Raw genomic sequence first — 25,382 nt, 5'->3', positions numbered from 1 at the left:
CCGCCTGCATTATACAAGCGTCCGCCTCCTGAAGTACAAAACTTTCATTCTCCTCTAAATGAGGAGGAATCTATTTAATCAACCGAAACTGGCTCAAGTTCTTCTACTGAAGATTGACCATCTTCTGGCTCAGCAAATTTGATGCTGCGGTAACGGTGCATACCTGTACCTGCAGGAATCAATTTACCGATGATTACATTTTCCTTCAGACCTAGCAACTGATCGACTTTACCTTTGATCGCTGCATCTGTCAGTACACGTGTAGTTTCTTGGAACGAAGCCGCCGAGAGGAAGGAGTCTGTTTCCAGGGATGCTTTCGTAATACCGAGCAGGATTGGTTTAGCAACCGCTGGCTCTTTATCACTAAGAATCGCAATTTTGTTAGCTCTTTCGTACTCATGCGTATCAACGAACGATCCTGGCAACAGCGTTGTATCTCCTGCATCTACGATGCGGATTTTACGCAGCATTTGACGGATCATAACTTCAACGTGTTTGTCATTGATTTCTACGCCTTGGTTACGGTATACGCGCTGTACTTCCTGCAAAATGTAGTTTTGTACGCCACGTACGCCTTTAATGCGCAGCATTTCTTTTGGATCAATGGAACCGTCTGTCAACTCGTCACCAGCTTCAATTTCCATGCCTTCGCTTACGCGCACACGGGAACCGTAGGTAACGGAGTATACTTTGGACTCCGCTTCACCTTGAATTTCAATTTCACGACGATCTTTCGCTTCGCGAATCTCTTTTACCACACCATCAATCTCACTGATCGTTGCTTGACCCTTAGGATTACGAGCTTCAAACAACTCTTGGATACGCGGCAAACCTTGCGTAATATCGTCTCCGGCTACACCGCCGGTGTGGAACGTACGCATTGTAAGCTGTGTTCCTGGCTCACCAATGGATTGTGCTGCAATGATACCAACTGCTTCACCAATCTCCACGTGTTTACCTGTCGCAAGGTTACGACCATAACACTTCTTGCAGACACCATGACTTGCACGGCAGCTGAGTACGGAGCGGATTTGCAATTTGGTGATTCCCGCTTTGATGATCGCTTCTGCTTTATCGGAGTCAATCAACTCATTGCGACCTGCAATGATTTCTTTTGTTTCCGGATGACGAACTGTCTCGAAGCAGTATCTGCCTTCAATACGGTCGTAGAGATCTTCAATAACCTCTTTACCATCCTGGATACGACTTACCGTAAAGCCTTTATCTGTACCACAATCATCATCACGCACGATTACGTCTTGGGCTACGTCTACGAGACGACGAGTCAGGTAACCTGAATCGGCTGTACGCAGGGCTGTATCCGCCAAACCTTTACGCGCTCCGTGAGTGGAGATAAAGTACTCGAGTACTGTCAGACCTTCACGGAAGTTCGATTTGATTGGGAGTTCGATAATACGACCGGATGGGTTGGCCATCAGACCACGCATACCGCCCAATTGGGTGATTTGCGATTTGTTACCCCGTGCTTTGGAGTCTACCATCATCATGATCGAGTTGTAACGATCCATGGACTTCATCAGAATCTCAGTGATGTCATCTTTGGATTTTGACCAGATATCAATGATACGGTCATAGCGCTCTTCATTCGTAATCAGACCACGACGGTACTGATTCGTAACGATTTGTGCTTTTTCCTCAGACTGTCTAAGAATTTCAAACTTCTCAGGCGGAACGATAACATCAGATACCGCAACCGTAATACCGGCACGTGTAGAGTATGTGAATCCAAGTTGTTTGATTTTATCCAAAATAACGGCTGTTTCCGTTGTGTGATAAATTTCAAAACAACGTGCAATGATGGAGCCGAGGTATTCTTTACCGACACCGCCAGCCAGAGGAGCATTCATAATAGCTTCTCTGAGATCAGCACCTTTTTCATATACAAATGAGTGATCTGCAGTACCTTGGTATAGGTTAGCACGAGTCGCATCATTGATATACGGGAAGCTTGCCGGGAAAATTTCGTTAAAGATAATTTTACCGATAGTTGTCAGCAACATTCCTTCTTGCTGTTCTTCCGTGAAGCTTGTTTTACCAAGCGCCTTAACCGGAATAGCAACACGAGCATGCAGACCAGCAGTACCACGTTGATATGCAGATACAGCTTCGTTAACTGTACGCAAGATCATACCTGTGCCCTTTTCTTCCTTGTTGTCCATAGTGAGGTAATAAGAACCAAGCACCATATCCTGGGAAGGAGTAACAACCGGTTTACCGTCTTTCGGGTTCAAAATGTTACCAGATGCAAGCATCAGGATACGTGCTTCCGCTTGAGCTTCAGCGGACAACGGAACGTGCACGGCCATTTGGTCACCGTCAAAGTCGGCATTGTATGCCGTACATACGAGTGGGTGAAGACGAATTGCTTTACCTTCAACGAGAATCGGTTCAAATGCTTGAATACCGAGTCTGTGAAGCGTAGGGGCACGGTTCAACAGAACCGGATGCTCCTTGATTACTTCTTCAAGAACATCCCATACTTCAGGACTTACACGCTCAACTTTACGTTTCGCGCTCTTGATGTTGTGGGCAAGCCCTTTATTTACAAGCTCTTTCATAACGAAAGGCTTGAACAATTCAAGTGCCATATCTTTTGGCAGACCACACTGATACATTTTCAGGTAAGGTCCAACAACGATAACGGAACGACCAGAATAGTCAACCCGTTTACCGAGCAAGTTCTGACGGAAACGTCCTTGTTTACCTTTCAGCATGTGGCTGAGAGATTTCAATGGACGGTTACCAGGACCCGTTACCGGACGTCCGCGACGACCATTATCGATCAATGCGTCAACAGCTTCCTGCAACATCCGTTTTTCATTTTGCACGATAATATCTGGCGCGCCCAGATCAAGCAGACGTTTCAGACGGTTGTTCCGGTTGATTACACGGCGATACAAGTCATTCAGGTCAGACGTTGCAAAACGTCCACCATCCAACTGTACCATTGGACGAAGTTCCGGCGGGATAACAGGAAGTACATCCATGATCATCCACTCTGGCTTGTTGCCGGAGTTGCGGAATGCTTCGATAACTTCCAGACGTTTGATTGCACGATTACGACGTTGTCCTTGCGCAGTCCGGAGCTCTTCTTTCAGGAACTCGAGCTCTTTGTCTATATCAAGGTCTTGAAGCAGTTTTTTAACCGCTTCTGCGCCCATGCCAGCCTGGAAACCATAGCCGTATTTTTCACGATAACTGCGGTATTCTTTCTCGGACAACAGCTGTTTTTTCTCCAGTGGAGTTTCTCCTGGATCAGTTACAACATATGATGCAAAATAAATAATCTCTTCAAGAGATCTTGGAGACATATCCAGAGCAAGACCCATACGGCTCGGAATACCTTTGAAGTACCAGATATGCGATACCGGAGCAGCGAGCTCAATATGGCCCATCCGTTCGCGGCGTACTTTCGCACGTGTTACTTCAACGCCACAACGATCACAGACAACGCCTTTATAACGGACGCGTTTGTATTTACCGCAATGACATTCCCAGTCTTTTGTAGGGCCAAAAATCTTTTCGCAGAACAGCCCTTCTTTTTCCGGTTTCAACGTACGATAGTTGATCGTTTCCGGTTTTTTCACTTCTCCGCGGGACCAAGAACGAATTTTCTCTGGGGAAGCAAGCCCGATCTTCATGTATTCGAAATTGTTGACGTCCAACAAGGAGCAACCCTCCTTAACCAATTCCTGTATTCTAGGTTACGCCCACTCCGGCCGAAGCCGGAGCAAGACGCGAGCCTGATGAAAAACGCCGGTCATCATGCGCTCGAAGCGGTTTATTCCGCTCCGACCTCTGTACCCTCAAGGTTGAGGCTGAGCTTATCGCTCGCAGCGTCATCTTCATCGTCCATTTCTCTCATTTCAATCTCTTGCTCATCTTCGCTCAAAATCTTAACGTCCATACCCAAGCTTTGCAGCTCTTTGATCAATACTTTGAATGATTCAGGAACACCTGGTTCCGGAACATTCTCACCTTTGACAATGGATTCATACGTTTTAACCCGACCAACAACGTCATCGGATTTAACAGTCAAGATTTCTTGCAGTGTATAAGCAGCACCGTATGCCTCAAGCGCCCATACTTCCATCTCCCCGAAACGCTGTCCACCAAATTGGGCTTTACCACCCAATGGCTGTTGCGTAACAAGTGAGTAAGGACCCGTGGAACGGGCATGGATTTTATCATCAACCATGTGTGCCAATTTGATCATGTGCATGACACCTACGGTAACTTCACGTTCAAACTCTTCACCTGTACGACCATCATACAGGACAGTTTTACCATTACGTTGCATACCTGCTTCTTCCATCGTATCGAAGACGTCATACTCCTTCGCTCCGTCGAATACAGGAGTTGCTACGTGAATACCCAGTTGCATCGCGGCCATACCCAAGTGAACCTCGAGCACTTGACCGATATTCATCCGGGAAGGTACGCCCAGTGGGTTAAGAACGATCTGAACTGGTGTACCGTCTGGCAGGAAAGGCATATCTTCTTCCGGCAAGATGCGGGCCACGACCCCTTTGTTACCGTGACGTCCGGCCATTTTATCACCCTCGGAAATTTTCCGTTTTTGAGCGATATATACACGAACGAGTTGGTTAACACCTGGAGGCAGTTCATCACCGTTTTCACGGGTAAATACTTTCACGTCTACTACGATACCGTCAGTACCATGTGGTACACGCAAGGAAGTATCACGTACTTCACGTGCTTTCTCACCAAAGATTGCATGCAAGAGACGTTCTTCTGCTGTCAGCTCTGTTACACCCTTAGGTGTTACTTTACCAACCAGAATGTCGCCAGCACTGATCTCAGCACCGATGCGGATAATACCGCGCTCATCCAAGTTACGCAACGCTTCTTCCCCAACGTTAGGGATATCACGTGTGATCTCTTCAGGTCCAAGCTTGGTATCACGTGCTTCTGACTCATACTCCTCGATATGGATGGATGTGTATACATCTTCCTTAACGAGTTTTTCACTGAGCAAGATCGCATCCTCGTAGTTGTAACCTTCCCAAGTCATGAAGGCAACAACAACGTTACGTCCCAGAGCCAATTCACCCATTTCCGTTGAAGGACCATCAGCGAGGATATCGCCAGCTTTGACAGCAGCACCTCTTTTGACAATCGGACGCTGGTTAATGCATGTTCCTTGGTTCGAACGCATAAATTTGTGTAATTTATATTTAACGATATCGCCTTTAACTTCCTGACCGTCCACTTCTTCAACACGACGGAGCCAAATTTCGTTCGCAGAAGAACGTTCAATAATTCCGTCATAATCGGAGACAATACATACACCAGAATCTTTTGCAGCTTTGTGCTCCATACCTGTTCCTACAAGTGGTGCTTTAGGAATCAAGAGTGGAACCGCCTGCCGCTGCATGTTAGATCCCATGAGTGCACGGTTGGAGTCATCGTTCTCAAGGAACGGGATCAGCGCTGTAGCGACGGATACAACCTGTTTAGGAGATACGTCCATGTAGTCAACTCGCTCACTCGGCATCGTAAGAATGTTATCCGACTGTTTGTTGTAACGTACAATGATCGCTTCTTCTTCAAATGTACCGTCTTCGTTCAACTTTGCATTCGCTTGCGCGATAACATAGTTGTCCTCTTCGTCCGCTGTCAGGTAATCAATTTGCTCGGTTACAATACCTGTCTTCGGATCAACCCAACGATATGGAGCTTCAATGAAGCCATATTCATTCACACGGGCGAACGTAGACAAGGAGTTGATCAAACCGATGTTTGGTCCCTCTGGAGTCTCGATTGGACACATACGGCCATAGTGTGATGGATGGACGTCACGCACTTCCATACCTGCACGCTCACGCGTCAAACCACCGGGTCCGAGTGCGGACAAACGACGTTTATGTGTCAACTCACCCAGTGGGTTCGTTTGATCCATAAACTGTGACAACTGAGAGCTACCAAAGAACTCTTTAATCGATGCAATAACAGGACGTATGTTGATCAAAGCCTGTGGTGTAATTACGTTAGCATCTTGAATGGACATTCTCTCACGAACCACACGCTCCATACGGGACAAACCGATACGGAACTGGTTCTGCAGGAGTTCACCCACCGAACGCAAACGACGGTTACCCAGATGATCGATATCATCCGTGCTACCAATTCCCTGCAGAAGGTTAAGGAAATAACTGATGGACGAAATAATATCCGCCGGTGTCACGTTTTTAACGGACTTGTCAATGTTTGCATTGGCAATCAGTTTGACCACTTTACCATCTTCAGTTGGTGAGAACACATCAATCGTTTGCATAGGGATATCATTGGCATCCAAAACGCCGTTACCCACGTGATACGTGCGGAATCCAACGCTCTTCTCCAGATACGGCATGATTTCATCCAACAAACGACGATCAACCATTTGACCTGCTTCAGCAATGATTTCACCTGTCTCAGCGTCAACAAGTGACTCAGCCAAGCGCTGGTTAAACAAACGGTTTTTGATGTGAAGTTTTTTATTCATTTTGTAACGACCTACATTAGCCAGGTCATAACGTTTTGGATCAAAGAAACGTGCTACGAGCAAGCTTTTCGCATTATCCAGCGTTGGAGGCTCGCCCGGACGAAGACGCTCATAGATCTCAATGAGTGCTTTCTCCGTGGAATCCGTGTTGTCTTTGTCCAGTGTGTTGCGGATATATTCGTCATTACCGAGCAGATCCAGAATCTCAGCATCTGTGCCAAAACCAAGTGAACGCAGGAGAACCGTAACCGGTATTTTACGTGTACGGTCGATCCGGACGTAAACAACATCCTTCGCGTCCATCTCCAGTTCCAACCAAGCGCCGCGGTTAGGAATAACTGTAGCGGTATACGTTTTTTTGGCGTTTTTATCTACTTTGGTACTGAAGTAAACGCTAGGAGAGCGAACCAACTGGCTGACAATAACCCGTTCCGCACCATTAATAATAAATGTGCCCGTGTTGGTCATCAGCGGGAAATCTCCCATGAATACTTCCTGCTCTTTGACTTCGCCGGTTTCCTTATTAATGAGCCGGACTTTGACCCGAAGCGGTGCTGCATACGTAACGTCACGCTCTTTCGCGTCGTCTACTGTATACTTCGGTTCACCGAGACTGTAATCGATAAATTCCAAAATCAAGTTACCTGTAAAATCCTGGATCGGCGAGATATCCTGGAACATTTCGCGCAACCCTTCCTCCAAAAACCAATCATAGGATTTTTGTTGGATTTCAATCAGGTTAGGAACTTCGAGTATCTCGTTAATTCGTGCATAACTGCGCCGAGTGCGTCGACCATATTGAACAAGATGTCCTGCCAACTTAAACTCACCCCTCAATGTCTACTCACTTTAAAAATTTCGTTGCGAACCTCTGTTTGTAACCTTATAATGGTACACATACAGAGCAAAGCAATGCATCCACAAATAAAGAAAAGCCCTTACTCGAAATGTCGTTCGAAAAAAGAGCAACTTTGATCGGCGGATGTCTTTCCAAATCATTCTTATCCCCAGTTTGCCCAAAATGTACATATTATACGCCAAACGTAGGCATAATAAGCCCGTTCGGCGTAAAAAAAGGTTGACATTTTTAGTTAGCTAAAGCCAAGTAGGGCATCTTAATACTGACATTTTACAACTATACCACGACCTGAATTTCAAGTCAATAGTCCTATTGCAAAAAAAATGATCCCCTGCTTACTTTACAAACTTGGATTCAGCTTTTAGTAGATACCTCTTCCGATTTCATCGCTTTGAAAATCCGATAGCCTTTATCCTTCGTCACTTCTTCCACTCTTCCAAACAAAGATTCCAATTTTGCTTGCGCTGACGGAGCCCCTTGTTTCTTCTGAATGACAATCCACAACGAACCGCCTACCTTCAGATGGCGATGTGCCTGTTCGAAAATAGTATGAACCGTCTCTTTCCCAGCCCGTATAGGCGGATTGGTTAGGATAACGTCAAAATCTTGCTTTTTTACTTCAGCCAGTAGATTACTTTGTAATACCGTAACATTGTTAATTCCGTTCGCTATTGCATTTTCCCTGGAAAGTTCAACGGCTCTCTCGTTGATATCGATCATGGTGACATGCCCATCCGGTACAAGTTTGGCTGCTGTAAGACCCATTGGCCCGTATCCACAACCCACATCGAGAACATGAGCCCCTGATGGCAACTCTATCGCATCAATCAATACTCTGCTGCCATAATCGATTCCGTTTTTGGAAAACACACCGGCATCCGTCACGAATCGCAGACTGAATCCGCGAAGAACCGCTTCAGTTGCTCTGCGATCATGCGCTACTTGCGGTTTGTCCGAATAATAATGATTGGACATGCCCTCACTCACTTTCCATTTACAATTACAGCAACAAACCCCTTGATATAAGTCAAGGGGTTTGTTGTTTTGTTCATCTAGCTTATAAAAGCTAAATTATTTAACTTCGATTGTAGCGCCAGCTTCTTCAAGCTTAGCTTTAACCGCTTCTGCTTCTTCTTTAGCAACTTTTTCTTTCAATGCTTTTGGAGCGTTGTCAACCAGTTCTTTTGCTTCTTTCAGGCCAAGACCTGTGATTTCGCGAACTGCTTTGATAACGTTGATTTTGGAAGCACCAGCGTTAGTCAAGATTACGTCAAACTCGGATTGCTCAGCTTCAGCAGAAGCTACTGCACCTGCAGCAGCTACTGGAGCTGCAGCAGTTACGCCGAATTCTTCTTCGATTGCTTTAACAAGATCATTCAATTCCAGTACAGTCATGCCTTTGATTGCTTCCAAGATTTGCTCTTTACTCATGAGTGAACCTCCATATATAATATTATTTTTTTTGAATTCATTTGCCGCCTAAGCAGCATTCAGATCAAGTTGCTTACGCGCCTTGTTCTTCTTTTTCTGCAACTGCTTTAACCGCAAGCGCGAAGTTGCGCACTGGCGCTTGAAGCACGCTGAGGAGCATGGAGAGAAGTCCATCGCGGGATGGCAGTTCTGCCAATGCCTTAACTTCTTCTACTCCGATTACGCGACCTTCTACTACTGCACCTTTCAATTCCAGTGCATCGTTCTTTTTCGCGAAGTCGTTCAGAATTTTAGCTGGAGCCACAACGTCATCTACGCTGAATGCAATTGCAGTAGGACCTGTAAGAACACTATCGAGTTCTGTCAGTTCTGCTGCTGCAGCTGCACGGCGAAGCAACGAGTTTTTCAGCACTTGGAATTCGATACCTGCTTCACGAAGTTGCTTACGCAACTCAGTTACTTGGGCAACGTTCAATCCGCGATAGTCAACAACAACAGTTGTAACGCTCTCGCGCAATTTTGCTGTTACTGCATCAACGGACTCTTGTTTTGCTTGAATCACTTTTGCGTTTGCCAATCTGTACACCTCCTGATCAAATTTATCCCATTAAGAAAAGCCTCCGTAGAATCACGAAGGCTTGATATATACTCATCATCGATTTGCATCGTTCTAAGTTCTATAATCACACCTCGGCAGGAAATTAAGCCAAATGGCACCTACTGTCTACGGCAAGCATATTCAAATGTCAACGGTCAGTCACTCGGACTCACAACTTTTATATCTTATCAAAAACAGGACAAGCCTGTCAAGAGATATTATCTAAAAGCTGCTGCGTTCACGCGTGCGCCAGGGCCCATCGTGGAAGAAAGACTAACATTCTTCAGATAAACACCTTTTGCTGCCGCTGGTTTAGCACGATTCAGAGCTTCCATGAGAGCTTTGAAGTTCTCATTAAGTTGCTCAGAAGAGAAAGAAGCTTTACCAATCGGTGCATGAATTTGACCTGCACGATCCAGACGATATTCGATTTTACCGGCTTTAATTTCTTGAACAGCCTTAGTTACATCGAAAGTTACCGTTCCGGCTTTAGGGTTAGGCATCAGACCTTTACCGCCGAGCAGTCGGCCCAATTTACCTACTTCACTCATCATATCTGGTGTCGCTACGCAGACGTCGAATTCGAACCAGCCTTGTTGGATTTTGTTGATCATGTCTGCATCACCAACATAGTCCGCGCCAGCCGCTTCCGCTTCTTTCGCTTTGTCACCTTTTGCAAATACCAATACGCGTTGTGTTTTACCTGTGCCGTGTGGCAAGACAACAACACCACGTACAGCCTGGTCTTGCTTACGAGGGTCTACGCCCAAACGAACTGCTGCTTCGATTGTTTCATCGAATTTTGCAGTAGCTGCCTTTTTCACAAGCTCTACAGCTTCTGAAGGCTCGTAAGTTGCTTCGCTGTCAATCAGCTTAGCAGCTTCCAGGTATTTTTTACCGTGTTTAGCCATGTTTTATTCCTCCTTTGTGGTGTTAGCGGATATACCTCCCACATCAACCGGTCGCGAATCGACCGGTTTTACGAAGCCATGTTTCTTATGAAAATTAGTCTTCGATGGTGATACCCATGCTGCGGGCAGTACCTTCGACCATACGCATAGCGGACTCAACGTCTGCTGCATTCAGGTCAGGCATTTTTGTTTCTGCGATTTGACGTACCGCATCACGTTTAACAGTAGCAACTTTTTTCTTGTTCGGTTCGCCGGATCCTTTTTCAACTTTAGCTGCCACTTTCAACAGAACTGCTGCTGGTGGAGTTTTAGTGATGAAAGTAAAGGAACGGTCCTCGAATACAGAAATTTCAACTGGAATAATCAATCCCGCTTGATCAGCTGTACGAGCATTGAATTCTTTACAGAATGCCATGATGTTGACACCTGCTTGACCCAAAGCTGGACCTACTGGTGGTGCTGGGTTTGCTTTACCTGCTGGAATCTGCAGTTTTACCATTTTAATAACTTTTTTCGCCATGATTGACACCTCCTTGCAAAATAGTGGTTAACGGGTTTTTCAACCCTCCCACAAGAAACTTGAAGAGACTATATCTTCTCCACTTGTGTGTATTCCAACTCAAGCGGTGTTTCCCGTCCAAACATGTTCACGTGCACTTTCAACTTGCTTTTGTCTACCAAAATTTCTTCCACGGAGCCTACGAAATTCGCAAAAGGACCGACTTTAATACGTACGGATTCCTTAATATCGAACTCAATTTTCGGCTTAGGTTCAACCATACCCATGTGCTTCAGAATTTGTTCCACTTCTTCAGGCAACAAAGCAGTTGGTTTGGACCCAGAACCTGTCGAACCGACAAATCCTGTAACACCTGGTGTGTTGCGCACAACGTACCAAGAGTCATCCGTCTGTACCATTTCCACCAAGACATAACCGGGGTAAACTTTACGCATAACGGTTTTTTTCTTACCGTCCTTGTTTACCACTTCTTCTTCCATAGGAACAAGAACGCGGAATATCTTGTCTTCCATGCCCATAGACTCGACGCGTTTTTCCAAATTGGCCTTGACCTTGTTCTCATACCCTGAATAGGTATGAACGACGTACCATCTTTTTTCCATATCAAGCCACCGGAACCCTTCTTAAATAATCGCTTCGATCACAAAGGAGATGCCAATGTCAATGACCCAAAAAAACAGCGTCATAACCACAACAGTACCAAGTACGATCAATGTGTAGTTGGTCAGCTCTTTACGATTAGGCCAGCGAACTTTTTTAAGTTCAGCCCAGCTTTCTGAGAAAAAGGAAATCAGAGATTTGAAACTTCGTTTCACGCCGACACCTCCAAAAACTATCTGGTTTCGCGATGAGAAGTCTGCTCGTTACAAAACTTGCAAAATTTCTTCATCTCCATGCGGTCGGGGTGATTACGCTTGTTTTTTGTCGTAGTGTAATTTCTTTGTTTGCAGTTAGTACAAGCCAAAGTAATAATTACCCGCATGATGTACACCTCCCGAAGACTTCCACATTCAAGCAGAGTCTCTAAATTGATCCTGAAAAAAAGCCATAAATTTAGGCCTACCTAAAACACTTTATCACAAGGGTATAACCATGTCAATGAAAGAATAGCCTTTCATTCACTGGGTATTACTTCCGTACAACGTACATTCGTTTCGCATCTCTGTTTTTCTCTTCTCCTGCATGGACCGAGCGATTACTAGTATAAACATTCTTAGATTTTATAAACTTGAGACACTAAAAAAAGACTCAAACACCGAGCCTTTTCCGTCAACGACAACATGTGTTTAATTATCTCGAACTTCCAGGTACTTTTCAAGTTTGCGCTTGACGCGCTGAAGTGCATTATCAATGGACTTCACATGTCTGTCCAAATCTACTGCAATCTCTTGATAAGATCTCCCGTCCAGATACAACATCAATACTTTACGTTCCAGATCACTCAGAATCTCGGACATTTTATCTTCCAGGCCCACAAACTCTTCCTGATTGATGATAAGTTCTTCCGGATCACTGACCTGGGTTCCACAAATCACATCGAGTAACGTACGATCAGACTCTTCGTCATAAATAGGCTTGTCCAGAGATACATAAGAATTAAGCGGAATATGCTTCTGACGTGTTGCTGTCTTAATCGCCGTGATGATCTGTCTTGTAATACACAGTTCGGCAAAAGCCTTGAACGAAGCCAGCTTGTCCCCTTTGAAATCTCGAATGGATTTGTAGAGGCCAATCATTCCTTCTTGAATAATATCTTCCCGGTCTGCCCCAATCAGAAAATAAGATCTTGCCTTGGCGCGTACAAAGTTACGATATTTGTTAATTAGAAACTCTAACGCTTCGCTTTCGCCTTCACGGAAAGCTTCGACAATGTCTTCGTCACTTTGGTAATCATACTTGGATAACATGATATCTTTGAGGTCGACACTCACAGACAATCCCTCCGGCTGCAACGCAAGGTACCCCGTTACTCTACTCTATGAAATATAGGATCAGTATATATGATGGTACCTCACACCGTCAACCACGCTCTGCCTAAAAAAGAACATCAATAACATAAATGTCAAGAGTTTCAATATTCTAAATTTTGTAAAAACGTGCTGTTATTCCCGGCGCCATCGCTCAAACTCTTTCAATACATCCGGACTCAACTTGCCCCCGAGTGTGTTACGCGTGGTCTTTGCCTGATCTTCTTCCAGTCGTTTCTTTAATTCTTTTTCGTTCTGCTCAACTTCAATTAGCAATTCCCTTGCAGATACACGCAGCGCTCCTTGTCCAAAAATGACATGTTGCTCTACCATATCACTCGTAGCCACATAGATTTGGCGTCTTCGCATGCTTAGTTCCCGAACGAGTCTCTCAATGCATTCGTCTGCCGTCTCTTTTTCCTTTGTAAAATAGATCTGCACTTTGCTCTGAGTAAAGGATTTACCGAGTCCAGGCACGAGGTAGGCGTCAAACACAACAATGACTCGACGGCCGGAGAAAGCCTGGTAGTCTGCAAGACGGAAGAGAAGCCTGTTACGCGCCTCTTCGAGCCCACTTTCCGCCAGTTTGGTTAATTCCGGCCAGTCGCCAATCATGTTGTACCCGTCTACAAGAAGTACATCACGGGAATCAGCCATACCTTCTATTCCTGCGCTTGACGCGAGCGGAGCACTTCGTACATGACAACCCCGGCTGCCACGGAAGCATTCAGGGAATTAATCTGACCTTGCATCGGTAATTTGATCAACACGTCGCATTTCTCACGAATGAGTCGTCCCATTCCCTTGTTCTCATTTCCGATTACCAATGCCACAGGGCCAGTAAAGACGCCATTACCAAAGACACCTTCATGAGCCGTGACATCTGTCCCTACAACCCATACACCTTCCTCTTTGAGGCGATCGATGGTCTGAGCAAGATTACTTACACGAGCCACTGGCACGTACTCCACGGCGCCTGCTGACGTTTTGGATACCGTCACGGTTACTGCTGCCGAACGACGTTTGGGTACAATAACGCCATGTGCACCCGTGCAATCTGCTGTCCGCAAAATGGACCCCAGGTTATGAGGATCTTCAATCTCATCCAGCAGAATCAGGAAAGGATGCTCATTCTTCGCTTTTGCTGCGGCAAGAATGTCTTCTACCTCCACATAAGCGTAAGGTGCAGCTTGTGCAACTACCCCCTGATGCTGAATGCCTGGTACCGTTTGATCCAGCTTACGCTTGTCCACGTGTTGAATGACAATACCTAGTTTTTTAGCTTCTGAGATAATAGGTTGAGTCAGATGTTTCTGTGCTGTATCGGCAATCCATATTTTATTAATGGTCCGGCCTGAACGCAGCGCCTCCGTCACGGAGTGTTTACCGGCGATCCATTCTTCTTCCATCGTTGTTCGATCCTCTCTGTAATGCGTTGTTTTGTTGAAATTTCTATTTTTTTGTCGGTGATGGCGATTGTTGTTCCGCGTGCTCAATGCCATGCCCGATCAGTTCAATCATGCGATCATGATGACCACTACTGTAGAGGTAACCAATGAGACATTCAAAAGCCGTGGCATGTCTGTACTCCAACACATCTGCATTTTTGGGTACACTACCCGACTTGGCATTCCGCCCTTGCCGGACGATATCCCGTTCTTCCTCTGTCAGTTCAGCCTCAATCGTTGTAAGTATGCGGCTCTGTGCCTTCGCTGATACCAACCCTGTTGCACTACGGTGCAAATGATTGGGACGCATGTTGGCCTTCGACAACAGATATTGACGAACAGCTACCTCATATACCGCATCACCAATATAGGCCAGTGCAATAGGTGGAATCAACCTCGCAGGTCTGGAAGGAGGATACGGGAACCATCCTCCCTCTGTGACCTGCTCCTGTTGTTTTGGTGTATTTGGATGTCCTTCGCTCATTTGCGCCGCCATCTCATTCCCTGCGCCGTATCTTCAAGCAGAATGCCACGTGCAGACAATTCATCGCGAATTTCATCCGCTCTTGCCCAGTTTTTGGACTTGCGTGCTTCTACACGCTCTTCAATCAGACGTTCTACTTCCTCATCCAGAAGTTCTGGCTCTGCGTCAGTATAAATGCGCAGTACAGCATTCAATTCACTGAACAATTCGAGGAGCGCGCGAATGTCTGCCGCATTAACTACTTCTTGCTGCAACAGTTGGTTGGCTTCCCCTGCCCACTCAAACATCGCAGTAATTGCATCAGGAGTATTGAAATCATCCTGCATCTTCTCGTGATATTGTTGACGAATTTGGTCGAGTCTTGCCGCAAACTCTGCTGTGATATCCTGATCAACAGTTACTGCATTCAGACGATGGTTCAGGTTACCTACCGCATTCGCAATCCGGTCCACACTGTTCTGTGCCTGCTCCATCGTATCATCCGTGAAGTTCAATGGGTTGCGATAGTGGGTAGACAACATGAAATAACGAATCGCTTCGCGTTTATATTGATTCCGCAAGTCTTTAACAAGAACACCATTACCGAGTGATTTTGACATCTTCTCGTTATCAATCCGGATGAATCCATTATGCATCCAGTAGTTCGCAAGTGGTTTACCTGTTAATACCTCGGATTGGGCGCATTCGCACTCATGGTGCGGGAACTGCAAATCCTGTCCACCCCCGTGAATGTCCAGTGTATCCCCAAGGTACTCCCGAGCCATGGCGGAGCATTCAATATGCCAGCCTGGTCGACCATCGCCCCAAGGACTGGACCAATAGATCTCACCTGGTTTGGCAGCCTTCCAGAGCACAAAATCTTCGGGATGCTCTTTGCGCTCGTCTACACCCACACGGATTCCGAACTGCAGCTCCTGCAGGTTTTGTTTCGAAAGTTTGCCATATTCGCTGAATTTGCCTGTACGATAATAGACGTCACCGCTATTTTCATACGCAAATCCTTTTTCAACGAGCTCACGGATAAAATCAATGATCAGCGGCATGTTTTCCGTTACTCTCGGATTACTGCTCGCCTTGGGAATACCCAATCCCTCAAGGTCTTCATAATAGGCAGCAATAAATTTCTCAGCCACGTGAGGAACGTCTGTTCCAAGTTGTTCTGCTTTGCGAATCAGCTTATCGTCCACATCCGTGAAGTTCACCACATAGTTCACATCATGTCCTGTCTGTTCCAGGTATCCACGAACCGTGTCGAAAAAGATAACCGGACGTGCATTCCCGATATGAATGTAGTCATATACCGTTGGTCCGCAGACATACATTTTTACTTTCCCTGGCTCTTGGGGAACAAATTCCTCTTTGGTACGACTCATCGTATTATAAATCTGAAGCGTCATGGTCACTTATCCTTTCATCCTATACTGCCTTTATTTATTGTATCACGTATCACGCACAGTCTCATTTTCACGGGCATTCTGCAGTGTACGTACTTCTTCCTGCAATCGTTCGAGTTCTTTTTGCATACTGCGCAAGGAGTCAACGACCGGATCGGGCAATTGCTGACTGAGGCGATCTACCCGTCGGCCATCCTGTTTAACAATTCTGCCCGGTATACCTACCACGGTACTATTGGAAGGGACCTCCTTAAGAACAACGGAGTTCGCACCAATGTTGCATTGATCCCCCACGCTAAATGAACCCAGCACCTTGGCTCCGGATGAGATAACCACATTATTACCAATGGTCGGATGTCTCTTTCCTTTTTCTTTCCCTGTTCCGCCCAAGGTAACCCCCTGATAGATAACGACATCATCGCCAATCTCACATGTTTCTCCAATAACGACGCCCATTCCGTGGTCAATAAACAACCGATTTCCGATCGTAGCTCCAGGATGTATCTCGATTCCTGTCATAAATCGACTAACCTGCGAAATGAACCTGGCAACCGAGAACCATCTTCGCTTGTATAAAAAATGAGCGATCCGGTGTGCCCATATCGCATGCAGCCCTGAGTAGGTTAGTACCACTTCAAACCAACCTCGGGCCGCCGGATCGTTTTCAAACACCGCCTGGATATCTGATCTGATCTTCTTGAACATGCTCGTTCCCCTCTTGTTCAGGTTCCCGTCCTCCGGCTTACCGGACGGCGCGTTCCTTGGTAGTGTACTGCACACTCGCCTAAACAAAAAACGCCCCTGCAGCATTTAGCTGCAGAGGCGTTTATCGCGGTCCCACTCTGCTCGGTTCATTCTTAAATAGAATAAGCCCTCAAGCGGTTTGGTAACGGAAACCAATCGTCACAACCTATCCTAACGTTTTCCCTTGTCATGATCGACAAAGGCGGGGCTGGATTCGGCTGTGCAGCTCACGGGCGCATTTCGACTGCTGGACAGTGGATGGCTCACAGCCACCGCAACCAAAGAAATCTTTCTTTGCTGCGGGACCATCCTCTCTGAATCTGTCCGGGTCAGTCTACTCCTCCCGATCTTTGCTGTTCTATTAGATAAATCATATCAATTATTCGTTGTGTTGTTATTATAGCGAAAAGGCCTCAGACTGACAACAGCCTCCTACGTAATCCATACATCATAGGACTGTGTTCAGATTCCAAATTAATGGAATATCCTCGATTAAGCTTATTTTACTTGCGCAAGCAAACGCTCGATCACCGTATCACGACCCAGAAGCACGATCGTTTGGTTCAGATCCCGTCCATGCGTCTGTCCAGTCAAGGCTACACGAATTGGCATAAAGAGCTGTTTGCCCTTAAAGCCGGTTTCTTTCTGTACTTCCTTGATCAATGCAGCCATTTTGCTTGGAGTAAACTCTTCGCTCGCCTGTACTTTATCCGCAAATGCCTTCAGTACGGTTGGCACCTGTTCCTCAGCAAGCACTGCTTCTCCTTCACTTTCAAGCTCCAGATTGGAACGGAAGAATACTTCCGACAATTCGACAATATCGGAGGCAGAGTTCATCTGCTCTTGGTACAGGTGTACCAGAGTATAAGCCCATTCTTTTTGTTCAGCAGACAGCTCGGAAGAAATACGTCCAGCCTTTTGCAGATGCGGAATGGCCATTTCGGCAATACGTTCCGGATCAGCGTGTTTGATATAGTGGTTGTTCAAGTGAGCCAGCTTGTGGGTATCAAATACCGCCGGGCTCTTGGACAGACGTTTCGTATCAAAAATGGAGATCAGCTGCTCTTGCGAGAAGATCTCTTCTTCCCCTTCCGGCGACCAGCCAAGCAGGGAAATGAAGTTAAACATCGCTTCAGGCAGATAGCCGAGCTGATCATACTGCTCAATAAACTGAATAACGGATTCATCCCGTTTACTCAGCTTCTTGTGATTTTCATTCACGATCAGCGTCATATGACCAAATTGCGGTGGCTCCCAGCCAAGCGCTTCATAGATCATCAGTTGACGCGGCGTGTTTGAGATGTGATCTTCCCCACGCAGAACGTGGGAGATCTTCATCAAGTGATCATCCACAGCAACGGCATAGTTGTATGTGGGAATGCCGTCTTTTTTCACAATGACGAAGTCACCGGATTCCTTGCTGTTGAACGAGATTGTGCCTTTAACCATGTCATCAAACGTATATATGCGCTCTTCCGGTACCCGGAAACGAATACTCGCTACGCGTCCTTCCGCTTCAAACGCACTAATTTGCTCCGGAGTCAGATCACGGTGTTTGCCAGAATAACGCGGTGTTTCTCCACGTGCTGACTGTTCCTCGCGCTCTTGCTCCAATTCTTCTTCCGTGCAGAAGCAAGGGTAAGCCAGACCTTTATCCAACAATTCCTGCGTATATTTACGATAGAGGTCCAGACGTTCCGTTTGACGGTATGGTCCGTATTCTCCGCCTACATCAATACTTTCATCCCACTCGATTCCCAGCCATTTCAGGTATTTCAGCTGACTTTCTTCACCACCGGCAATGTTCCGTTTCACGTCCGTATCTTCAATACGAATAATGAATTTACCGTTATTATGTTTGGCATATAGATAGTTAAACAACGCCGTACGGGCATTCCCGATATGAAGATGTCCCGTTGGGCTCGGCGCGTAACGTACACGAATTTCCGTGCTCATATGATCCCCTCCGTCACTAATTGATTGATGATATCACACACGTACAAGGCAAACAACGGATTGAGCGGCAATGCCCTCTCCCCGTCCCGGAAATCCCAGTTGCTCTGTCGTTGTTGCTTTCACGTTCACCTGTGTTACATCCGCTTCCAGTGCCTTGGCAATAACCTCAGCCATCTGTGGGATATAAGGAGCCATCTTTGGCTTTTGGGCAATAATCGTTGAGTCGATATTCCCTAGCTTATACCCGCGATCCTTCACAAGCTGCCATACATGCTCTAGCAATTTCAGGCTGTCGGCATCTTTGAATTCCGGATCGGTATCCGGGAAGTGCTTGCCAATATCCCCAAGTGCCAGCGCACCCAAAATGGCATCACTAATCGCGTGCAACAGCACGTCTGCGTCCGAGTGACCCAGCAGTCCTTTTTCATAAGGAATCGTTACTCCGCCAATAATACACGGGCGTCCCTCCACCAGCTGATGTACATCAAATCCCTGTCCTACACGTATCATCGCTTCTTCTCTCCCCCCAGCAAAAACGCAGCGTATTGCAAATCTTCCGGCGTTGTTAATTTGATATTGGTATAATTGCCTTCCACAACCTTGACCGACATTCCCTGACGTTCAGCCAGCATGGCGTCATCTGTCCCCAGAAATCCGTCCTGCTCGGCTGATTCGTAGGCGGAGAGCAGGGAAGAAAGACGAAAAGCCTGCGGGGTTTGAATGCTCCACAGACTGCTGCGGTCTGGCGTCGCCGTAACGACTCCTTCCGCATTCACTTGTTTGATCGTATCCTTCACGGGAACCGCCAGTACAGCTGCTCCACCACCGGATATGGCGGCCGCCATGCATCCCTTGATCTGCTCATGGTTCACAAAAGGACGTACCCCGTCGTGAACGAGAACCCAATCCGTCCCAAGTGCCTCAAGGCCTTTATGGACAGAATGTTGTCTCTCTTTCCCTCCGGGGATAACACGGACACGTGAATCCAGTTGGTATTCTTTTACCCAATCCTGGCAGCGTTCAACATCTGCAGCTCCTGTGACCAGCACCATCTCGCGGATCTCGTCCAGCGCAGCAAATACCTCAAGCGTATGTATGAAAACGGGCTTGTCCTGCAGCAACAGAAACTGTTTACTCTCGGTCGTCCCCATCCGGGTTCCGCGACCTGCTGCCACAATGACAACGCCCCACCCTTTATCCATGCCGCAATCCCTGCCTTGTCTGTCAGTTTATCGTCCAAAGATATACAATATCATTCAACGATACACTACCCATCATACCGCTTTATTGGGCTTTTTCCAACAGTTTCGGCTTGGCAAAAATCATTCGCCCCGCTGAAGTCTGCAGCACACTGGTCACCAGCACTTCCATCATCATGCCGATATACTCGCGTCCGCCCTCCACAACGATCATTGTGCCATCATCCAGATAGGCTACACCTTGACCATGCTCCTTACCATCCTTGATGATCTGCACCATGATCTCCTCACCTGGCAGAACAACTGGCTTAACCGCATTGGCGAGATCATTAATGTTCAACACAGATACACCCTGAAGTTCGCACACTTTGTTCAAGTTAAAGTCATTGGTGACCACTTTACCCTGGAGCACTTTAGCCAGTTTAACCAGTTTGCTGTCCACCTCGGAGATTTCCTCGAAATCCCCCTCGTAGATCAGAACTTTTACATCGAGTTCCTTCTGGATTTTGTTCAAAATGTCCAGTCCACGACGTCCTCTGTTCCGCTTGAGCAGATCCGATGAATCGGCAATATGCTGTAACTCCTCCAGAACAAATTCCGGGATTACGATCGTGCCTTCAATAAATCCGGTTTTGCATATATCAGCTATACGCCCATCGATAATAACACTGGTATCCAGAATTTTATGTTCTTCCATCCGTCTATCCTCGTCCACCTCGGGATGACCCCATCGTCCAGACATCCAGAAGGCCCCCAGATCGTCTTTCTTCGCCATGGCAAGGGCATAACCGGAATAAGCACTAATCACCGTCAGCGCCACTTGCAGCACTTCTCCTGCCGTCCCCATCCATCTCACAACAGGGTAGAGCAACAAAGCCACCAGCAACCCAGCAACGGTACCTGCGGCACCTGCAGCCAATTCGTTCATAGGTACTTTCGCCAATGAATTGATCCCACTATGCAGCCTGTCTGCCATCAATGTTCCACCAATATTACATACAGCCATAAACATTACAGCTCCCAGCAGCGTTGATATACCAGCTCCCAGTAATCCTGCTGACTGAATCCACTCAGCCATCCATGGGACCGATTTTCCTGCCAGATGATATGCCGTGTAGCCGAACCATGCACCGCACAATCCTGTAAAAGTTAAAATGCCTTTTTTCCACATTAGTCCCTGCACCTCCTTCAATGTATCTTGATCTTTATATCCAGTATGATCCAATTCCTGAATTGCTAATCCCATCCGCAAGAACTTTTTGGAAATGTTGCAATCGTCAGTTGAAAGTAGGTAAATTATTGGCATATAATGAATTCAATTCATATCCCGAGGTGAGTGGCAAAATGAGTACGCTAAGTTTACAGGCTTTCCAGGATCAAGTTTCTGAACTGTTGCTGCGTCATCGCAGTCTGATTGATGTACTGTCCAAAACGGGACAAGCCGGAGCGTCTGTTAACCGTGCCGTGTCCAAAGCCATTACCGAATGCGGCTGCATCGAGCTGCACGCCACCAAGCAGAAATATGCCCCGGAGAGCGATATCGCTCAAACCAAGGGCCTGCTGGAAACGCATGTGGAAGGTGAGTTGTGTGAGAACTGCAGAGAGGTCATCAGCTCTGAGCTAGGGCGGAACCTGTTCTACATGTCGGCTCTCTGCAATCTGCTGGACATTAACATGGAAGAGGTCGTAAATCACGAATCACAGAAGTGTTCAACGTTAGGGATGTTTAATCTGTCGTAAGAAGATATGTATGTCGTCCGCAAGGGTTTCTTTTACCGTAAATAGATCTGAATAAACAAAAAGCACGCATTCTCCAGTTCAGGAGAGTACGTGCTTTCTTTGTATACTGTCTGTACCCAAGGCGACTTAACGATCGGAAGGACGGGAAGATTTCTCATCCTTGCGCTTTTTCGCCCGACTACGCGAGGCCGCTGTTCGCACATTATGCTTCATTCCATACAAGGCGTATAACACCAGCGGAATAAAGATTAATTTGGATAACTGTTCCGGGAAAATAACGGCTACGGCTATGGCAAATAACACAACCCATGGTGCAATCCAGATTGCCTTGCGTGGCAAACCGACCTTTTTGAAATTGGGATATTTAAGCGCACTCACCATCAGATACGATAATAGCAACGTAGCAATCATCATGCTAACCGGGCCAATATCCTTATTGAACAAGGAAAGTGTAGCCAGTACCCCGCCGGCTGCCGGAATTGGCAGACCTGTGAAGTACCCGGGGATTCCCGGCCGAACATTAAACCGCGCAAGACGAATGGCTCCACAGATCGGAAAAGCCGCTGTTGCGATCCAGGCGAGGATCGGCATCGAATCTTGAAACGACACCATAAATATGATCAGGGCTGGTGCTGCACCAAAGGAAACCATGTCAGACAAGGAATCAAGTTCCTTGCCGAATTCGCTTTGGGCATTGAGCGCACGTGCCACTCGGCCATCCAGACCATCCAGCAGCATCGCTACAATGACCATAATGGCAGCCAAACTGTAATTTCCATCAATCGCAAGCAAAATTGCCATCATTCCAAGAAACAGATTACCCAGGGTAAAGAGATTCGGAATGAATCTGGTTAGCATCGTTGTTTCACCTCATCCATTTCAAGCCTTTATATAGGCAAACCCTTACATCTGTCTGTCGATAAACATTTGCTCCTGCAAACGTTTGAGGCCTTCCTTAATGGTCCGGGCACGAACTTCACCAATACCATCCACTTCGTCCAGTTCTTCAATTGTAGCCATAATAACATGAGGCAATTGTTCGAATTGATCCACCAGGTTATGGATAATGACATTGGGCAGGCGGGGGATCTTATTTAATACCCGGAATCCACGAGGTGCAACCGAATCCTCAGAAGTAGCGGCTGATGAAGGATAGCCGAGAAGACGGACAATATGATGTGCATCCAGCAACTCATCGTCCGACAATCTTTTCAGTCCCACGATAATTTCACGGATTTTGTCATCACTGTCGTCACGAGCATAGTCCTTATACAATAACCAGGCTTCTTCTTCCGTTGTACCCACGAGTTCTTCCATTTGCATGGAAATGAGTCGTCCCTCATTTCCGAGTTCATGAATATATCGTTTGATTTCCGTTTTGATCCGCATCACCATTTCGGTACGCTGAATTACATTGACCACTTCAGGAATCGTCACCAGTTCCTCAAATTCAGAGGCACTCAGATTTGTAAGGGACTGTGTTAATACCGCTTTGTATTTCTCCAGGGTTTGAATCGCTTGATTCGCTTTGGTCAAAATAACCCCGATTTCCTTGAGGGAATAACGAAGTGTTCCCTGATACAAGGTAATGATATTCCGGCGCTGTGATATGGATACGACCAATTTACCCGTTTGCTTTGCTACACGCTCTGCCGTCCGGTGACGAATCCCCGTCTCTGATGAAGAGATCGAAGAGTCCGGGATTAACTGGGTATTGGCGTAAAGAATACGCTTCAAATCCTCGCTAAGAATAATGGCTCCATCCATCTTGGCGAGTTCGTACAGGTAGTTCGGGGAGAAATCACAGTTAATCGAGAATCCCCCATCCACCACTTCCATTACTTCAGGGCTGTATCCTACAACAAGCAGTGCGCCCGTCTTGGCGCGTAGCACATTTTCCAGACCTTCGCGGAAAGGTGTACCTGGTGCGATCAGCCTTAACAATTCATTCATATTATCCAGTTGGCTCGAATCTTTCATCTTGTTATGCCCCCTAATCTAAAGCAACCGCTAGTGCATCTGCCACGGTATTCACACCGATCAGTTGTATCCCGCGAGGATGTTTCCAGCCCTTTAAGCTTTTTTCCGGTAAAATGACTCGTTTGAAGCCCAGCTTCGCGGCTTCCTTCACTCGTTGTTCGGCCCGTGATACGGCTCGAACCTCACCTGTCAGACCAATCTCGCCAAAGATGACGTCATCCGGCTTGGTCGGTACATCTCTCAAACTGGATGCAATGCTGACAGCAACCGCCAAATCTACAGCGGGCTCATCCAACCGTACTCCACCAGCCACGTTCAGATACGCATCCTGGGTCTGTAAAAACATACCCATCCGTTTCTCCAGCACTGCAATAATCAGATTTAATCGATGCAGATCTACCCCTGTTGCCATACGGCGGGGAGAAGGGAAATGGGTAGTCGAGATCAACGCCTGTAATTCCACGAGCAGAGGACGTGTCCCCTCCATACTGGCAACTACCGTTGAACCCGCTACACCCAGTGGGCGTTCTGACAAAAAGAGTTCGGACGGATTGCCCACCTCACGAAGTCCATCCTCGCCCATTTCAAAAATGCCAATCTCATTGGTTGAACCAAAACGGTTCTTCACCGCACGCAGCAGGCGATACGTATGATGCCGTTCTCCTTCAAAATAAAGCACGCAATCCACCATATGTTCTAACATACGCGGACCGGCAATGGCACCTTCTTTGGTAACATGCCCCACAAGAACCGTTGCAATGCCTCTGCCTTTGGCAATCCGCATGAACCTTGACGTACATTCCCTTACCTGTGCTACACTACCCGGCGCACTGGTAACTTCGGGAAGATATACCGTCTGAATGGAGTCGATGACAAGAAAATGCGGCTGGATCTGATCCACCGCTTCCTCTACACGTTCCATATTGGTTTCACACAGCACATACAACTCGGCAGAGAGTGCCCCGAGACGGTCTGCCCGCAATTTGGTTTGCTTGACTGATTCCTCACCGGAAACATATAACACACGCAAACCCGAGTGCGTTAAAGCATGAGACGTCTGCAACATCAACGTTGATTTACCGATACCCGGATCTCCGCCCACCAGAACGAGTGAACCTGGAACGATTCCGCCACCCAATACCCGGTTCAACTCTCCGATTCCAGTCTGTACACGCGGTTCCTGACCGCTATCTATATCTATGATAGGAAGCGGTTTATCTTTACTGTCAAACAGAGGAGAATTTCTCCCTTGTGTTTTGACCACCGTCTCTGTTTCTTCCACCATTGAATTCCATGACTGACAACCCGGACACTTACCGTACCACTTGGGGGCTTCATAGCCGCATTCCGTACATTGAAACTTGGTTTTAACTTTGGCCACTTCAGCACTCCTATAATTTAGTTTTATAACAGCATTTTGCATTATTCGACGAATTTCACCCAAACTCCCTGACGTGCAGGGTTACTAAAAGTTTACCATTGTTTGAGATTTTTCGTAAAGGATTATCGCAAACTTTACACATGTTCCTGACATAATCATGTCCGTCTTCTGTCCAAAGTGCAAAAAATCCTCCCCGGCCGAAGCCGAGAAGGATTAAGGATTAATACAAGCTGAAGTTTAA

At 46.7% G+C, this 25,382-nt stretch carries 24 protein-coding genes and 1 other annotated feature; of the genes, 1 reads left to right on the top strand and 23 read right to left on the bottom strand.

The annotated features are described in order from the left end of the window. Positions 1 to 74: 74 nt before the first annotated feature. The 20 genes from rpoC to MKX68_RS14540 all read right to left on the bottom strand — a co-directional run bounded on the left by rpoC (position 75) and on the right by MKX68_RS14540 (position 21,211). Positions 75 to 3,689: a DNA-directed RNA polymerase subunit beta' gene (gene rpoC, locus MKX68_RS14635; protein ID WP_091039166.1), complete on the bottom strand. Its 3,615-nt coding sequence runs from the start codon at positions 3,687 to 3,689 to the stop codon at positions 75 to 77. 113 nt (positions 3,690 to 3,802) lie between these two features. Then, positions 3,803 to 7,348, bottom strand: coding sequence for a DNA-directed RNA polymerase subunit beta (rpoB, locus tag MKX68_RS14630; RefSeq protein WP_091039164.1), 3,546 nt, complete (start codon positions 7,346 to 7,348; stop codon positions 3,803 to 3,805). 394 nt (positions 7,349 to 7,742) lie between these two features. After that, positions 7,743 to 8,363: a class I SAM-dependent methyltransferase gene (locus MKX68_RS14625; RefSeq protein WP_340912565.1), complete on the bottom strand. Its 621-nt coding sequence runs from the start codon at positions 8,361 to 8,363 to the stop codon at positions 7,743 to 7,745. Positions 8,364 to 8,459: 96 nt separating this feature from the next. Further along, positions 8,460 to 8,819: a 50S ribosomal protein L7/L12 gene (gene rplL, locus MKX68_RS14620; RefSeq protein ID WP_062836176.1), complete on the bottom strand. Its 360-nt coding sequence runs from the start codon at positions 8,817 to 8,819 to the stop codon at positions 8,460 to 8,462. Positions 8,820 to 8,892: 73 nt separating this feature from the next. After that, positions 8,893 to 9,396 carry a 50S ribosomal protein L10 gene (rplJ, locus tag MKX68_RS14615; protein WP_017692064.1) on the bottom strand — a complete coding sequence of 168 codons (504 nt, stop codon included), beginning with the start codon at positions 9,394 to 9,396 and terminating at the stop codon, positions 8,893 to 8,895. Between the two features lie 24 nt (positions 9,397 to 9,420). Next, positions 9,421 to 9,567: a sequence feature (ribosomal protein L10 leader region), on the bottom strand. A gap of 68 nt (positions 9,568 to 9,635) precedes the next feature. Then, complete coding sequence (rplA, locus tag MKX68_RS14610; protein ID WP_017692063.1) at positions 9,636 to 10,328, bottom strand: 50S ribosomal protein L1; 693 nt, start codon at positions 10,326 to 10,328, stop codon at positions 9,636 to 9,638. Positions 10,329 to 10,422: 94 nt separating this feature from the next. After that, on the bottom strand, positions 10,423 to 10,848 hold the full coding sequence (gene rplK / locus MKX68_RS14605; protein WP_017692062.1) for a 50S ribosomal protein L11: 426 nt from the start codon (positions 10,846 to 10,848) through the stop codon (positions 10,423 to 10,425). Between the two features lie 68 nt (positions 10,849 to 10,916). After that, positions 10,917 to 11,450: a transcription termination/antitermination protein NusG gene (nusG, locus tag MKX68_RS14600; RefSeq protein ID WP_024633599.1), complete on the bottom strand. Its 534-nt coding sequence runs from the start codon at positions 11,448 to 11,450 to the stop codon at positions 10,917 to 10,919. Between the two features lie 21 nt (positions 11,451 to 11,471). Next, on the bottom strand, positions 11,472 to 11,663 hold the full coding sequence (gene secE / locus MKX68_RS14595) for a preprotein translocase subunit SecE (protein ID WP_017692060.1): 192 nt from the start codon (positions 11,661 to 11,663) through the stop codon (positions 11,472 to 11,474). Positions 11,664 to 11,680: 17 nt separating this feature from the next. Next, positions 11,681 to 11,830, bottom strand: coding sequence for a 50S ribosomal protein L33 (gene rpmG, locus MKX68_RS14590; protein WP_072735843.1), 150 nt, complete (start codon positions 11,828 to 11,830; stop codon positions 11,681 to 11,683). A 304-nt stretch (positions 11,831 to 12,134) separates the two neighbouring features. After that, a complete protein-coding gene (gene sigH / locus MKX68_RS14585) occupies positions 12,135 to 12,779 on the bottom strand; it encodes an RNA polymerase sporulation sigma factor SigH (protein WP_017692059.1) in 645 nt (214 codons plus the stop codon). Between the two features lie 171 nt (positions 12,780 to 12,950). Further along, entirely contained in the window at positions 12,951 to 13,472 is a 522-nt protein-coding gene (locus tag MKX68_RS14580; protein ID WP_036607162.1) for an NYN domain-containing protein, read from the bottom strand. A 5-nt stretch (positions 13,473 to 13,477) separates the two neighbouring features. Then, positions 13,478 to 14,224 (bottom strand): 23S rRNA (guanosine(2251)-2'-O)-methyltransferase RlmB, encoded by a 747-nt coding sequence (gene rlmB, locus MKX68_RS14575; RefSeq protein ID WP_278298113.1) that lies wholly within the window; start codon positions 14,222 to 14,224, stop codon positions 13,478 to 13,480. 43 nt (positions 14,225 to 14,267) lie between these two features. Then, positions 14,268 to 14,747 carry a Mini-ribonuclease 3 gene (locus MKX68_RS14570; RefSeq protein ID WP_076334124.1) on the bottom strand — a complete coding sequence of 160 codons (480 nt, stop codon included), beginning with the start codon at positions 14,745 to 14,747 and terminating at the stop codon, positions 14,268 to 14,270. Then, the gene (gene cysS, locus MKX68_RS14565; protein ID WP_340912559.1) at positions 14,744 to 16,144 is read right to left on the bottom strand and encodes a cysteine--tRNA ligase; all 1,401 of its coding nucleotides are present in this window, start codon (positions 16,142 to 16,144) and stop codon (positions 14,744 to 14,746) included. Before cysS ends, MKX68_RS14570 begins: the two co-directional genes overlap by 4 nt. 42 nt (positions 16,145 to 16,186) lie before the next feature. Continuing rightward, a complete protein-coding gene (gene cysE / locus MKX68_RS14560; RefSeq protein WP_340912556.1) occupies positions 16,187 to 16,846 on the bottom strand; it encodes a serine O-acetyltransferase in 660 nt (219 codons plus the stop codon). A 537-nt stretch (positions 16,847 to 17,383) separates the two neighbouring features. After that, positions 17,384 to 18,841: a glutamate--tRNA ligase gene (gltX, locus tag MKX68_RS14555; protein ID WP_076216851.1), complete on the bottom strand. Its 1,458-nt coding sequence runs from the start codon at positions 18,839 to 18,841 to the stop codon at positions 17,384 to 17,386. A gap of 33 nt (positions 18,842 to 18,874) precedes the next feature. Then, on the bottom strand, positions 18,875 to 19,351 hold the full coding sequence (gene ispF, locus MKX68_RS14550; protein WP_017692052.1) for a 2-C-methyl-D-erythritol 2,4-cyclodiphosphate synthase: 477 nt from the start codon (positions 19,349 to 19,351) through the stop codon (positions 18,875 to 18,877). Further along, a complete protein-coding gene (gene ispD / locus MKX68_RS14545; RefSeq protein ID WP_091039159.1) occupies positions 19,348 to 20,043 on the bottom strand; it encodes a 2-C-methyl-D-erythritol 4-phosphate cytidylyltransferase in 696 nt (231 codons plus the stop codon). The genes ispF and ispD overlap by 4 nt, the downstream gene beginning before the upstream one ends. 82 nt (positions 20,044 to 20,125) lie before the next feature. Next, positions 20,126 to 21,211, bottom strand: coding sequence for a PIN/TRAM domain-containing protein (locus MKX68_RS14540; protein ID WP_091039184.1), 1,086 nt, complete (start codon positions 21,209 to 21,211; stop codon positions 20,126 to 20,128). Between the two features lie 173 nt (positions 21,212 to 21,384). On the opposite strand from MKX68_RS14540, the gene MKX68_RS14535 reads away from it, so the two are divergent. Then, positions 21,385 to 21,780, top strand: coding sequence for a hypothetical protein (locus MKX68_RS14535; protein ID WP_017692049.1), 396 nt, complete (start codon positions 21,385 to 21,387; stop codon positions 21,778 to 21,780). A 126-nt stretch (positions 21,781 to 21,906) separates the two neighbouring features. Here MKX68_RS14535 and pssA read toward each other — a convergent pair whose 3' ends face one another. From pssA to radA, 3 genes are read right to left on the bottom strand one after another with little or no spacing between them, the layout of a single operon-like run. Next, positions 21,907 to 22,638, bottom strand: a complete 732-nt coding sequence (pssA, locus tag MKX68_RS14530; RefSeq protein WP_338588653.1) for a CDP-diacylglycerol--serine O-phosphatidyltransferase — start codon at positions 22,636 to 22,638, stop codon at positions 21,907 to 21,909. 45 nt (positions 22,639 to 22,683) lie between these two features. Continuing rightward, positions 22,684 to 23,760, bottom strand: coding sequence for a DNA integrity scanning diadenylate cyclase DisA (gene disA, locus MKX68_RS14525; protein ID WP_062836168.1), 1,077 nt, complete (start codon positions 23,758 to 23,760; stop codon positions 22,684 to 22,686). Positions 23,761 to 23,773: 13 nt separating this feature from the next. Next, a complete protein-coding gene (radA, locus tag MKX68_RS14520; protein WP_036671578.1) occupies positions 23,774 to 25,141 on the bottom strand; it encodes a DNA repair protein RadA in 1,368 nt (455 codons plus the stop codon). Positions 25,142 to 25,382: the final 241 nt, after the last annotated feature.

This window comes from Paenibacillus sp. FSL M8-0212 (genome assembly GCF_038004645.1).
In the GTDB taxonomy this organism is placed as follows: domain Bacteria; phylum Bacillota; class Bacilli; order Paenibacillales; family Paenibacillaceae; genus Paenibacillus.
Note: the sequence above shows the minus strand (reverse complement) of the source record. Positions and strands in the feature narration are given on the sequence as shown.